At 57.9% G+C, this 13,201-nt stretch carries 9 protein-coding genes; 6 read left to right on the top strand and 3 right to left on the bottom strand.

Going from position 1 to position 13,201, the window contains the following annotated elements:
* Positions 1-271: 271 nt before the first annotated feature.
* The gene (gene sstT / locus PG881_RS08200; RefSeq protein ID WP_029303148.1) at positions 272-1,522 is read right to left on the bottom strand and encodes a serine/threonine transporter SstT; all 1,251 of its coding nucleotides are present in this window, start codon (positions 1,520-1,522) and stop codon (positions 272-274) included.
* A 337-nt stretch (positions 1,523-1,859) separates the two neighbouring features.
* Here sstT and PG881_RS08195 point away from each other — a divergent pair, with 337 nt between their 5' ends.
* The 4 genes from PG881_RS08195 to PG881_RS08180 all read left to right on the top strand — a co-directional run bounded on the left by PG881_RS08195 (position 1,860) and on the right by PG881_RS08180 (position 9,100).
* Positions 1,860-3,809 (top strand): RecQ family ATP-dependent DNA helicase, encoded by a 1,950-nt coding sequence (locus PG881_RS08195; protein WP_270799197.1) that lies wholly within the window; start codon positions 1,860-1,862, stop codon positions 3,807-3,809.
* 545 nt (positions 3,810-4,354) lie between these two features.
* Positions 4,355-6,277: a PrkA family serine protein kinase gene (locus PG881_RS08190; RefSeq protein WP_011706273.1), complete on the top strand. Its 1,923-nt coding sequence runs from the start codon at positions 4,355-4,357 to the stop codon at positions 6,275-6,277.
* Positions 6,278-6,300: 23 nt separating this feature from the next.
* The gene (locus tag PG881_RS08185) at positions 6,301-7,572 is read left to right on the top strand and encodes a YeaH/YhbH family protein (protein ID WP_016350566.1); all 1,272 of its coding nucleotides are present in this window, start codon (positions 6,301-6,303) and stop codon (positions 7,570-7,572) included.
* Between the two features lie 10 nt (positions 7,573-7,582).
* Positions 7,583-9,100 (top strand): SpoVR family protein, encoded by a 1,518-nt coding sequence (locus PG881_RS08180; RefSeq protein ID WP_011706275.1) that lies wholly within the window; start codon positions 7,583-7,585, stop codon positions 9,098-9,100.
* Between the two features lie 64 nt (positions 9,101-9,164).
* Here PG881_RS08180 and fadR read toward each other — a convergent pair whose 3' ends face one another.
* Positions 9,165-9,878: a fatty acid metabolism transcriptional regulator FadR gene (gene fadR, locus PG881_RS08175; protein WP_016350565.1), complete on the bottom strand. Its 714-nt coding sequence runs from the start codon at positions 9,876-9,878 to the stop codon at positions 9,165-9,167.
* A 333-nt stretch (positions 9,879-10,211) separates the two neighbouring features.
* Between fadR and nhaB the strand changes: the two genes are divergently transcribed.
* Entirely contained in the window at positions 10,212-11,792 is a 1,581-nt protein-coding gene (gene nhaB / locus PG881_RS08170; protein WP_270799195.1) for a Na(+)/H(+) antiporter NhaB, read from the top strand.
* Positions 11,793-11,897: 105 nt separating this feature from the next.
* Complete coding sequence (gene dsbB, locus PG881_RS08165) at positions 11,898-12,419, top strand: disulfide bond formation protein DsbB (protein ID WP_016350563.1); 522 nt, start codon at positions 11,898-11,900, stop codon at positions 12,417-12,419.
* Between the two features lie 85 nt (positions 12,420-12,504).
* Here dsbB and PG881_RS08160 read toward each other — a convergent pair whose 3' ends face one another.
* Positions 12,505-13,158 (bottom strand): DedA family protein, encoded by a 654-nt coding sequence (locus PG881_RS08160; RefSeq protein WP_011706279.1) that lies wholly within the window; start codon positions 13,156-13,158, stop codon positions 12,505-12,507.
* Between the last annotated feature and the right edge of the window lie 43 nt (positions 13,159-13,201).

Genomic DNA, 13,201 nt, shown 5'->3' with positions numbered 1-13,201 from the left:
GCCCTGCTCCCCCTCCCGACGATTCCCCCCTTTTCTCTCGTCATCCCCCTCAAACGGCAACCGACAATGGCTGGCCCATAGCCCATGCAGCCTTATCAAGCCGGTGTCACGCAGCCTGCCTGGCAAGGCGTTCCTCCGGGCTCTTGATGTGCCTGCGGTATCCACTTCAGCCTGCTCCCCTCAGCCCCTGTAGATGCGGGCCGGACCAGCCGCCAGACAATAAAAAACGCCCTCGAATGAGGGCGTTTTCAGTGCGGTGAAGGCGGTACTATCAGGCTTCGCTGTTGGGCACCGGCGAAGCATCCAGCAGGGTTTCATCTTCGGCCATGCAGGCCGCAGCGGTGAACAGCACGTCGGTGGAGCTGTTCAGGGCAGTCTCTGCAGAATCCTGCAGTACCCCGATGATGAAGCCCACGGCGACCACCTGCATGGCGATGTCGTTGCTGATGCCAAACAGGCTGCACGCCAGCGGGATCAGCAGCAGGGAGCCGCCAGCCACGCCGGACGCGCCGCAGGCGCTGATGGTGGCAACCACGGAGAGCAGAATGGCGGTCGCCAGATCCACTTCCATCCCCAGGGTGTGTACCGCCGCCATGGTGAGCACGGTAATGGTGATGGCGGCACCGGCCATGTTGATGGTGGCACCCAGCGGGATGGAGACCGCATAGGTGTCTTCCGGCAGGCGCAGCTTCTCGGCCAGCGCCATGTTGACCGGGATGTTGGCGGCGGAGCTGCGGGTAAAGAAGGCGGTCACCCCACTCTCTTTGAGGCAGGTCAGCACCAGCGGATAGGGGTTGCGCTTGATCTTCCAGAACACGATCAGCGGGTTGACCACGAAGGCGATGAACAGCATGCAGCCGATCAGCACCACCAGCAGCTGGGCATAGCCGAACAGGGCGTCAAAACCGGTTTCCGCCAGGGTGGAGGCAACCAGACCCAGAATGCCGAGCGGCGCGCAGCGGATCACCGCTTTCACGATGGTGGAGACGCCGTGGGACAGGTCGGTGATCACCGCCTTGGTCCCCTCGCTGGCGTGGCGCATGGCGATGCCAAGGCCGATGGCCCAGGCCAGAATGCCGATGTAGTTGGCATCCAGCAGCGCCTTGACCGGGTTGGTCACCACGTTGAACAGCAGGGTCTGCAGTACCTCGGTGATGCCGCCCGGCGGGGTGATCTCGGCACTGTTGGCCACCAGATGCAGGTTGGAGGGGAACAGGAAGCTGGCCACGACGGCGACCGCAGCAGCCAGGAAGGTACCCAGCAGATAGAGCAGCAGGATCGGTTTCATGTTGGTCTTCTGGCCCTGCTTGTGGCCGATGATCGCCGCCATGACCAGTACAAAGACCAGCAGCGGGGCGACCGCCTTCAGGGCGCCAACGAACAGGCTGCCGAGCAGACCCGCCGTTTTGGCCCATTCCGGCATGAACATGGCAAGGAGGATACCGAAGACCAGACCGACCAGGATCTGGCTAACCAGGCTGGTACTGTTGACCAGTCTTACGAGGGGGTGTTGTTGTGTCATCAAATAGTCCCTGAGCACCGAAGTGCGTGAATCATTAGTCCTGTTGGCAACCGCTACGCCAGGCGACACCCATGTCACGGCTGGCGTCATCTGCCCCGGCAAGCCTTCTGTTGAGCCTGTCCGGTAACACACGGGGTTGCGGACAAGGAATATCCCATCTGCAACCGCTTTTTTCCATATAATCACTGAAAAATATCCGGTTTACCTCACAAAAAAACCACAACAATGCGATAACACAATATCAACAGCATTCAAATGGATGCCGTTTTCCCTCGCTTGGCCATCCAGACACTCCACGGCGGTGGTATCATGACGGTTTTTGCGCTGGAGCCCTGCCATGATCTCATCCCTGTTGACCCGTCACTTCGGCTTCGATCGGTTAAGACCGGGACAGGAGGCGGTGATCAGCCGATTACTGGCCGGCCAGAGTGCCGCCGCCATCTTCCCCACCGGCTCCGGCAAGTCCCTCTGTTATCAGTTGCCGGCGCTTGCCCTGCCCCATCTGACCCTGGTGATCTCGCCGCTGATCGCGCTGATGCACGATCAGCTCGCCTTCCTTCGCAGCAAAGGGATCGCCGCCGCCACCCTCGACTCGAGCCTGACACCGGAAGAGAGCCGCCGGGTGATGCAGCAGGCCAGCGATGACCAGCTCAAGATCCTGATGATCTCGGTGGAGCGGCTCAAAAACGAACGCTTTCGCCGTTTCATCCAGCAGGTGCCGCTGTCGATGCTGGTGGTGGACGAGGCCCACTGCATTTCGGAGTGGGGCCACAACTTTCGCCCCGACTACCTCAAGCTGCCGGATTACCGCCGTGAATTGCAGATCCCGCAGGTGTTGCTGTTGACGGCCACCGCCACCCCGGCGGTCATGGCCGACATGCAGGCCAAATTCGAGATCGAGGATGAGGGGCTCATCGTCACCGGCTTTTATCGCGCCAACCTGGACTTGGCCGTGGTACCGCTGCCTGACGAGGCTCGCGATAGCTGGCTGCATGCCGAGCTGGCTCGTGACCCCGCCGCACCGACCATCATCTATGTCACCCTGCAACACACCGCAGAGCAGTGCGCCGCCCGCTTGCAACAAGCCGGGATCAGAGCGCGCGCCTATCACGCAGGGCTCGATGCCACCCTGCGCAGCCAGATCCAGCAAGACTTCATGGCCGGCAAGCTGGACTGCATCGTGGCGACCATCGCCTTCGGCATGGGGATCGACAAGGCCGATATTCGCCGGGTGATCCATTACGATCTGCCCAAATCCATCGAAAACTACAGTCAGGAGATAGGCCGCGCCGGCCGGGATGGTCTGCCTTCCCGCTGCATGGTACTGGCCAATCGCAGCCAGTTGCCGGTGCTGGAAAACTTCGTCTATGGCGACACCCCGGACAGAGCAGCCATCGTCACCTTGCTCGAGATCCTGCAGCAAAGCGGCAGCGAGTGGGAATTTGGCTTGCTGCGCCTCTCCAACGACACCAATATCCGCCAACTGCCGCTCAAGACCCTGCTGGTCTACCTGGAGATGGCGGGCATCATAGCGCCGGCCTACAGCTATTTTGCCGAGTATCGCTTCAAGTTCGTGCTGGACAAGGCCGACATACTGGCCCGTTTCAATCCAGCGCGACGCCAGTTTCTGGAGCAAGTGTTCGCCAGTGCCCCGCAGGCGCGCAGCTGGTGCACCATGGACTTCGAGGCGCTCTGGCAGGGTTATCAGGGGGAGCGGTCGCGGGCCGCTGCCGCGCTGGATTACCTGCAGCAGCAAGGCTGGATCGAGCTGGAGAGCAAGCAGATGACCGAGGTTTATCGGGTGCTGCAACAAGATCTGGACATAGCAACGCTGGCCGATCAGCTGCACGGACTGTTTGAAAAGAAAGAACAAAGCGAGCTGGCGCGTCTGCAGGCATTGCTGGGTTTCTTTACCTCCAGCAGTTGCCTGAGCCAGGAGCTGGCCCGCTACTTTGCCGATCAGGCCGCACCCACCCATTGCGGGCACTGCTCGGTCTGTCGGGGAGAGGTGGCGCAGCTTCCCTCCTTACCCAGCCGGACACTCCCCAATGAACAGGGGCTCAGAGCCTGGTGCGATCCGCTGGTAGTCCTGTGTCACAGTCGGGATCCCCGCATCCTGACGCGTTTCCTGTGCGGCATCACCACCCCGCTCACCACCCGACTCAAGGCCAGAAGCCTGGCTGGATTCGGCCAGCTGGCGTCCCACCCCTTTGCCGATGTGCTGGCGGCTGTATCCAACATTTATGCCGCTCACCAACAGGTGATAAACGACTTAAACATCGGGTAGACCCCAAAAAAATAAGACCCTCGCATCTGCGAGGGTCAAGCCAACGGAAACGTGCTTAAACAGAGCTTTGTATCAGCAACCAGCCACTCTCTTGCTAAAGCGCTGACTGCCTGACACAGGGCCAATCTAGAGCAGTCGCAATGTAGCGTCAATGTAAAAATTAGAGCTAAAACACCAAACAAAACACTTTCCGCTCACGTAAACGTAATGCCAGTTCATCTCGTCTACGCCCTGCCCCTTGCCCCGTCTGTGCTGCAGCCAGTCTCCCAAATAAACGCGATGTCATTTCCATTTTCCGACAAACATTTATTTTTTATGTCTTTGACATTTACCTCACTATCGTGGCAAAAATAATTTAACAGTCAGTAACATAGGTGTGTCACTGATTGCGCCTTCCCGCATTGGGTCGGGAAGTACCCTTGCAAATTTAAACCAATAGTTGGTGATGGATTACTGGGGGCTGTTGACTAGGCTTAATGAGGTAAACAGAACAAAAGTAGTGATCCACTCTTTTCAGGGTAAGCGACTATAACGAGGGCAAAGTTATGGGCATCTTCGAGCATTATCAACAGCGATATGAGAAAGCCAGGGAAGAGGAATACACCATCCAGGAATTTCTGGATATGTGTAAGCAGGACAAATCCTGCTACGCCTCCGCCGCCGAGCGTTTGCTGGTCGCCATCGGCGAACCGGAAATGATCGACACCTCGGTCAACCCCAGACTCAGTCGCCTTTTCTCCAACCGCGTCGTGGCACGCTATCCCGCCTTCAAAGATTTCTACGGCATGGAAGAGGCCATCGAACAGATTGTCTCCTATCTCAAGCACTCGGCTCAGGGCCTGGAAGAGAAGAAGCAGATCCTCTATCTGCTGGGGCCGGTTGGCGGTGGTAAATCCTCGCTGGCAGAGAAACTCAAATCCCTGATGCAAAAGGTGCCTGTCTATCGCATCAAGGGCTCACCGGTCAACGACCACCCCTTCTGCCTCTTTGACATCGAAGAAGATGGTGAGATTCTGGAGAAGGAGTACGGCATTCCGCGCCGTTATCTGCGCCCCATCATGTCCCCCTGGGTCGCCAAACGACTGCACGAGTTTGGTGGCGACATCACCAAGTTCAAGGTGGAGAAGGTCAATCCCTCCATCCTCGACCAGATCGCCATCGCCAAGACCGAACCGGGCGATGACAACAACCAGGACATATCCTCGCTGGTCGGCAAGGTGGATATCCGCATGCTGGAGCACTTTGCCCAGGATGATGCCGACGCTTACTCCTACTCGGGCGCGCTGTGCAAGGCGAACCAGGGGATCATGGAGTTTGTCGAAATGTTCAAAGCGCCCATCAAGGTGCTGCACCCGCTGCTGACCGCCACCCAGGAGGGTAACTACAACGGGACCGAGGGGCTCTCCGCCCTGCCCTTTGACGGCATCCTGCTGGCCCACTCCAACGAATCCGAGTGGCAGCAGTTCCGCAACAACAAGAACAACGAGGCTTTCCTCGACCGGGTCTACATCGTCAAGGTGCCTTACTGCCTGCGCGTGTCGGAAGAGGTGAAGATCTACGAGAAGCTGCTGGTCAACAGCGAGCTGACCGATGCCAAGTGCGCCCCGGGCACCCTTGAACTGCTGGGCCAGTTCTCCGTGCTGTCGCGCCTCAAGGAGCCGGAAAACTCGAGCCTCTACTCCAAGATGCGGGTCTATGATGGTGAAAGCCTCAAAGACACGGATCCCAAGGCGAAGAGCTATCAGGAGTATCGCGACTACGCCGGCGTGGATGAAGGGATGAATGGCCTGTCGACCCGCTTCGCGTTCAAGATCCTCTCCCGGGTGTTCAACTTCGATCACGCGGAAGTGGCAGCCAACCCGGTGCACCTCTTCTATGTGCTGGAGCAGCAGATCGAGCGCGAGCAGTTCCCGCAAGAGCTGCATGATCGCTACCTCGAGTTCATCAAGGGCTATCTGACCCCGCGCTATGTGGAGTTCATCGGCAAAGAGATCCAGACCGCCTACCTTGAGTCCTACTCCGAGTACGGTCAGAACATCTTCGACCGCTACGTCACCTACGCTGATTTCTGGATCCAGGATCAGGAGTACCGTGACCCCGAGACCGGCCAGCTATTTGACCGCGCGTCGCTCAACAGCGAGCTGGAGAAGATTGAGAAACCCGCCGGGATCAGCAACCCGAAAGATTTCCGCAACGAAATCGTCAACTTCGTGCTGCGTGCCCGGGCCAACAATGCAGGCCGTAACCCCAACTGGACCAGTTACGAGAAGCTGCGCACCGTGATCGAGAAGAAGATGTTCTCCAACACGGAAGAGCTGCTGCCAGTTATCTCCTTCAACAGCAAAACCTCAGCCGAGGAGCAGAAGAAGCACGATAACTTTGTCGAACGGATGATGGAGAAAGGCTACACCCGCAAACAGGTGCGACTGCTCTCCGAATGGTATCTCAGGGTACGCAAGTCATCCTGACCCTGACTGTTCAAGGGGGAGTTATGGCGCATTTTATCGACCGCAGGCTCAACGGCAAAAACAAAAGCGCTGTCAATCGGCAGCGCTTCATCCGCCGCTACAAGAAGCAGATCAAACAAGCGGTCTCTGATGCTGTCTCCAAGCGCAGCATCCAGGACGTAGACACAGGCGAGAGCATCAGCATCCCGACCAAGGATATCGGCGAGCCCCATTTCCATCAGGGGCAAGGCGGCAAACGGGAGATGGTGCATCCCGGCAATGACCAGTTCGTCTCCGGCGACAAGATTGACCGCCCCAAGGGAGGAGGTGGCGGTCAAGGCTCTGGCGAAGGGCAGGCTTCCAACCAGGGAGAAGGGGCGGATGACTTCGTTTTCCAGATCTCCAAGGATGAGTACCTCGATCTGCTGTTTGAAGATCTTGAGCTGCCGCGGCTGCAGAAGACCCAGCTCAACCAGCTGATGGAAGTCAAAACCTACCGGGCGGGCTACACCTCCAACGGGGTGCCCGCCAACATCAACGTGGTGCGTTCACTGCAAAATTCGCTGGCCCGTCGGATGGCGCTGCAGGCCGGCAAGAAACGCCAGCTGCATGAGCTGGAAGATAGGCTGGCCCTGCTGGCGGCAGATCCCAACGAACATTTTGCCGAAATAGCCCAGCTCGAGAAGGAGATCAGGGAGCTGAAAAGACGGATCGACGCGGTGCCGTTTATCGACACCTTCGATCTCAAATTCAACAACTTCGTCAAGCGGCCCGTCCCCTCCAGCCAGGCGGTGATGTTCTGCCTGATGGACGTGTCGGGTTCCATGGATCAGGCCACCAAGGAGATGGCCAAGCGCTTCTACATCCTGCTCTATCTATTCCTTAGCCGGACCTACAAAAACGTCGAAGTGGTCTATATCCGCCACCATACCCAGGCCAAGGAGGTGGACGAGCATGAGTTCTTCTACTCCCAGGAAACCGGCGGCACCATCGTCTCCAGCGCCCTCAAGATGATGAACGACATCATCAACGAGCGTTATCCTGCCCACCAGTGGAACATCTATGCGGCGCAAGCCTCGGATGGCGATAACTGGGCCGACGACTCGCCACAGTGCCGGGAAATCCTGGCGCGGGACATCATGCCGCGAGTGCGGTACTACTCCTATATCGAGATCACCACCCGTGCCCACCAGACGTTGTGGCACGAATATGAATCGGTCGCCAGCGAGTTCCCCCACTTCGCGATGGAACACATTCGCAAGGTAGAGGATATCTATCCGGTATTCCGGGAGCTGTTCAAGAAGCAAGCGGCGTGAGGGAGGTCATATGGTAGAAACCGCAAGAAAAGTCGCACCGCTGGACGATGGCCCGGACTGGAACTTCGACCTGCTGGACATTTACCATCAGGAGATAGCCCGGGTCGCCAAGTTCTATCGACTGGATACCTACCCCAACCAGATCGAGGTGATCACGGCAGAGCAGATGATGGATGCCTACTCCAGTGTCGGCATGCCCATCGGTTATCAGCACTGGTCATTCGGCAAGCGCTTCATTCACACCGAGCGAAACTACAAACGTGGCCAGATGGGGCTGGCCTACGAGATCGTCATCAACTCGGATCCCTGCATCGCCTATCTAATGGAGGAGAACACCATGCCGATGCAGGCACTGGTGATGGCCCACGCCTGCTACGGCCACAACTCCTTCTTCAAGAACAACTACCTGTTCAAGACCTGGACCGATGCCTCCTCCATCATCGACTATCTGCTGTTCGCCAAGAACTACATCACCGAATGTGAAGAGAAACACGGCATCGATGCGGTGGAAAAGCTGCTCGACTCCTGCCATGCCTTGATGAACTTCGGGGTGGATCGCTACAAGCGGCCCCAGAAGATCTCGCTGGCCGAAGAGAAGCGGCGCCAGAAGGCACGGGAAGACTATCTGCAGACCCAGGTCAACGAGCTGTGGCGAACCCTGCCCAAGCAGCACAAAGCCTCCGGGGTGGAGGACAGACGCTACCCGGCTGAACCACAGGAGAACATTCTCTACTTCATCGAGAAGAATGCCCCTCTGCTGGAACCCTGGCAGCGCGAGATAGTGCGCATTGTGCGCAAGATCAGCCAGTACTTCTATCCGCAAAAGCAGACTCAGGTGATGAACGAAGGGTGGGCCACCTTCTGGCACTACACCATCCTCAACCACCTGTATGACGAGGGAAAGATCAGCGATCGCTTCATGATTGAGGTGCTGCACAGCCACACCAACGTGGTCTACCAGCCCCCCTACAACAGCCGCTACTACTCGGGGATCAACCCCTACGCCCTCGGCTTTGCCATGTTTACCGACCTGCGCCGCATCTGCGAGAACCCGACCGAGGAGGACAGATACTGGTTCCCCGATTACGCCGGCAGCAACTGGGTCGATACCCTGCATTTCGCCATGCAGAACTTCAAGGATGAGAGCTTCATCAGCCAGTTCCTCAGCCCCAAGGTGATGCGCGACATGAAGCTGTTCGCCATTGATGACGACGATCTGAAGAACTATCTCAAGGTCTCCGCCATCCACAATGACGAGGGTTACCGCCAGGTGCGCAATACCTTGTCGGCCCAATACAACCTGAGCAACCTGGAGCCCAACATCCAGGTATTCAACGTGGCGGTGAAGGGAGATCGCTCGCTGACGCTGCGCTACGTACCGCACAACCGGATCCCGCTGGGGGACTCCCGTCACGAGGTGCTCAAGCATCTGCACCAGTTGTGGGGATTCGATGTGGTGCTGGAACAGGATAATGGTGAACTGCCTGCCGATATCATCGGGCGTTGCCCGGAGAAAAAACCGGCTTGAGCAAGCAGCCATCCACCATAAAAAAACGCGCCATTCGGCGCGTTTTTCTTGCATCAGAATACCATCAGTTGTCGCACAGATTGCTCGGCATGTCCTGACGCAGACGGGTCCACAACTTGCCTGACTCGATGCCGTACTGACGTACCGTCATGAACACGGCTTCGTGATTCTTGGTCTCGGCCAGGTTCAGCAAGGTCTTGTAGTAGGCATCGGCTGCTTCACGGGCCTGCTTGTCGGAGAAGTAGTAACGACCAACCCGGCTGTACAGCCCCTTGAAACCGTTGAGGATCAGGGCATAAATCGGATTGCCGGAGGCAAAGGAGAGCTGATGGTGCAGGCGATAATCAAACTCGGCATACGCTTCCGGGGAGTTCTCTACCGCGTCGGCACCGCGCAGGATCTCGGCGGCTTGCTCCGGATTGTTGCGGATCGCGCCACGAATGAAGATGGTGCAGATGTTGGTGCGCGCCGACAGCAGCTGAGCCACCAGATCCGGCACCTTGTCCTGATCCAGCCTGGCCAGGGTCTCCAGAATGTTGAGGCCCGAGGTTTCCCAGAAGTTGTTCACCTTGGTCGGTTTGCCATGCTGAATGGTGAGCCAGCCATCACGGGCCAGACGCTGCAGCACTTCACGCAAGGTGGTTCGAGTCACGCCAATCAGCTCGGACAGCTCACGCTCGGCCGGCAAGATGGATCCTGGAGGAAAGCGATTGTTCCAGATGGACTCGATGATATATTCCTCGGCAAACCCTGCAGGGCTCTGCGCTTTTATGACCATGTAGTGACTCTGTTGTAGTACGTAAAAAGGCTCACGAATAATAGCAAAGCAGGGAGGGCTGGCAAGCAGAAGGTCGGTCCTCTGCTCACATAAGCAGAGCATTTTGTTAAAAATATGTATTAATTCCTGCTATGGGTGCCAGCCAACCCCATCGATTGGCGATAAAACGGCCAATCTCGTGGGCAAGGCCGACTATGTTATTTATAGTTAATGCTCTTTTTGATTAAAATCATGAGGAATCAATCTGATAAGGGACAACATCCGGATGTTCTGGTCGAGCCTGTCTTGACTGCATAGACGCAGATACCAACCACAACACAGAGACCCACTATTATGCCAATCAGCTTAGGGCAAGCCTTTGCCAGAAACTTTCTGGGCAATGCGCCCCAGTGGTACAAGGCCGCTATTCTTCTATTCCTGCTGATCAACCCGATCGCCTTTTACCTCGATCCCTTCATCGCCGGCTGGCTGCTGGTCGTCGAGTTCATCTTCACGCTGGCCATGGCGCTCAAGTGCTACCCGCTGCAACCCGGCGGTCTGCTGGCCATTGAGGCGGTGCTGATCGGCATGACCTCGGCCGAGCAGGTAAAACATGAGCTGGTGGCCAATATCGAGGTACTGCTGCTGCTGGTCTTCATGGTGGCCGGCATCTATTTCATAAAGCAGCTGCTGCTCTATGTGTTTACCAAGCTGCTGATCCGGATCCACTCCAAGACCCTGCTTTCATTGGCATTTTGTCTAGTCTCCGCCTTCCTGTCAGCCTTCCTCGACGCCCTCACCGTGATCGCCGTGGTGATCAGCGTCGCCACCGGTTTCTACGCCATCTATCACAAGGTCTCTTCCGGCAAGGAGTTCGGCAACCCGCACGATCACACCGATGATGACGCCGTCAATGAACTCAATCGCCAACATCTGGACGACTTTCGCGCCTTCCTGCGCAGCCTGATGATGCATGCCGCCATCGGTACCGCCCTCGGCGGTGTCTGCACCCTGGTAGGAGAACCACAGAACCTGATCATCGGCGAGCAGGCGGGCTGGAACTTCGGCGAGTTTGCCATTCGCATGTCTCCGGTCACGGTGCCGGTGTTCATCTGCGGCCTGCTCACCTGTGTTCTGGTCGAAAAGTGCCGCTGGTTCGGCTACGGCGCCAAGCTGCCGGACGCAGTACGCCGCATCATGGAGGATTACAACCGCTATGAAGAGGCCGGACGTACCGCCCAGGACAAGGCCAAGCTCATAGTGCAAGCAGCGATCGCCCTCTGGCTGATCCTGGGGCTGGCCATGCACCTGGCGGCGGTGGGCCTCATCGGCCTGTCGGTCATCGTGCTGGCCACCTCGCTCACCGGCATCACCGAGGAGCACTCCCTCGGCAAGGCATTCCAAGAGGCGCTGCCCTTTACCGCCCTGCTGGCCGTCTTCTTCAGCGTGGTCGCCGTCATCATCGATCAGCAGCTGTTCAAGCCGGTGATCCAGTGGGTGTTGGCCGCCGAGCCGGACGCCCAGCTCGCGCTCTTCTATCTGGCCAACGGCCTGCTCTCCATGGTCAGTGACAACGTCTTCGTCGGCACCGTCTACATCAACGAGGTGAAGACGGCGCTGCTCAACAATGCCATCAGCCGCGAACAGTTCGAACTGCTGGCCGTGGCCATCAACACCGGGACCAACCTGCCGTCGGTGGCCACTCCCAACGGCCAGGCCGCCTTCCTGTTCATGCTGACCTCGGCGCTGGCACCGCTGCTTCGCCTCTCCTACGGGCGCATGGTGTGGATGGCACTGCCCTATACCCTGGTGCTGGGACTGGTGGGTTTCTTCTCGGTGGAGATACTGCTCGGGCCGCTCACCGACTGGTTCTATCAGGCTGGCTGGCTGGTGCTCGACAATGTCACGCCGGCGGCGCTGCCCGCCCTGCATTGATGCCATAAGGGCCCATGCGGGCCCATGCGGGCCCATGCGGGCCCTTTCCTTTTGGCCCCTGCTCTGCTCTAATTCAGCCACTGTTTTTTCTGTGAGATCAACCAGATGATAGAGTTTCTGCGCCGTATTGCCGCCCATCGCCTGGCCTGGAGTCTGCTTGCAGCCTCTGCCCTGTTCCTCGAGTTGAGCGCCCTCTTCTTCCAGCATGTGCTGGGCCTGCATCCCTGCGTCATGTGCGTCTATGAGCGGATCGCCACGCTGGGAGTCCTCACCGCAGGGCTGCTCGGCATGGTGGCGCCGCAGAAATGGTACGTGCGCTGGAGCGCTCTGCTGTTGTGGGGATCCAGTGCCTTCTGGGGCCTGAAACTGGCGCTCAAGCATGTGGATTATCAGGTCAATCCCTCCCCCTTCAACGTCTGCGAAGGCTTTGTCGACTTCCCGAGCTGGGCGCCGCTGGATCAGTGGATCCCCTGGATGTTCTACCCGGATGGCGATTGCAGCGAGGTCACCTGGCAGTTCCTGAGCTTCTCCATGCCTCAGTGGCTGGTGGCCATCTTCGCCGCCTACCTGCTGGTGTTCGTTGTGGTGGCCATCGGCAATCTGGTCAAGGGTCGCTGCTGCAGCTAAGCCCGATAGCAGTACAAAAAAGAAGGGAGCCAGTGGCTCCCTTCTTTTTTATATCATTCGGCTTCATCAGCCAGGCGCAGGGTGCTCAGGAAGCCGCCTTGCTGGCGTTCATTCTGGCCTTCACCATGCCGATCACCATGGGCAGCAGCGAAATGCCGATGATGCCGAAGATGAGCAGGGTAAAGTTCTGACGCACCACCGGCAGATTGCCAAAGAAGTGGCCCGCATAGACGAATGAAAGGACCCACAACAGACCGCCCACCAGATTGAACGCCAGGAAGCGCGGGTAGGTCATGGCACCCATGCCCGCCACGAAGGGCGCGAAGGTGCGCACGATGGGCAGGAAGCGGGTGATGATGATGGTCTTGCCGCCATGCTTGGCGTAGAAAGCATGGGTCTTGTCCAGATAATCCCGCCGAAAGATCTTGGAGTCCGGATTGCGAAACAGCTGCTCGCCGAAGAAGTGACCTATGGTGTAGTTCACCACGTTGCCGAGTACCGCGGCGATGATCAGCACGGCGGCCAGAGTATGCACATCCAGCACACTGCCCACGGTGAGCGCACCGGCGGCGAACAACAGGGAGTCGCCCGGCAGGAAGGGGGTCACCACCAGTCCGGTCTCGCAGAAGATGATCAGAAACAGGATGGCGTAAACCCAGATCCCATAGTTTTCAAACAGCTCTTTCAAGTGCACGTCGACGTGCAGGATAAAATCAATCGCAAACAGGATCAGATCCATTTTCTCATACCCATAAAGTGAACGGCGTGGAGTCTACGCCAAT

The organism is Aeromonas sp. QDB54, from assembly GCF_027707385.1.
Taxonomy (GTDB): Bacteria; Pseudomonadota; Gammaproteobacteria; order Enterobacterales; family Aeromonadaceae; genus Aeromonas; species Aeromonas hydrophila.
Note: the sequence above shows the minus strand (reverse complement) of the source record. Positions and strands in the feature narration are given on the sequence as shown.

Coding starts and splice junctions, on each gene's coding strand:
- PG881_RS08180 (WP_011706275.1), top strand. CDS start 7,583: ATGGTAGAAACCGCAAGAAAAGTCGCACCGCTGGACGATGGCCCGGAC.
- fadR (WP_016350565.1), bottom strand. CDS start 9,878: ATGGTCATAAAAGCGCAGAGCCCTGCAGGGTTTGCCGAGGAATATATC.
- nhaB (WP_270799195.1), top strand. CDS start 10,212: ATGCCAATCAGCTTAGGGCAAGCCTTTGCCAGAAACTTTCTGGGCAAT.
- PG881_RS08195 (WP_270799197.1), top strand. CDS start 1,860: ATGATCTCATCCCTGTTGACCCGTCACTTCGGCTTCGATCGGTTAAGA.
- PG881_RS08185 (WP_016350566.1), top strand. CDS start 6,301: ATGGCGCATTTTATCGACCGCAGGCTCAACGGCAAAAACAAAAGCGCT.
- PG881_RS08160 (WP_011706279.1), bottom strand. CDS start 13,158: ATGGATCTGATCCTGTTTGCGATTGATTTTATCCTGCACGTCGACGTG.
- PG881_RS08190 (WP_011706273.1), top strand. CDS start 4,355: ATGGGCATCTTCGAGCATTATCAACAGCGATATGAGAAAGCCAGGGAA.
- sstT (WP_029303148.1), bottom strand. CDS start 1,522: ATGACACAACAACACCCCCTCGTAAGACTGGTCAACAGTACCAGCCTG.
- dsbB (WP_016350563.1), top strand. CDS start 11,898: ATGATAGAGTTTCTGCGCCGTATTGCCGCCCATCGCCTGGCCTGGAGT.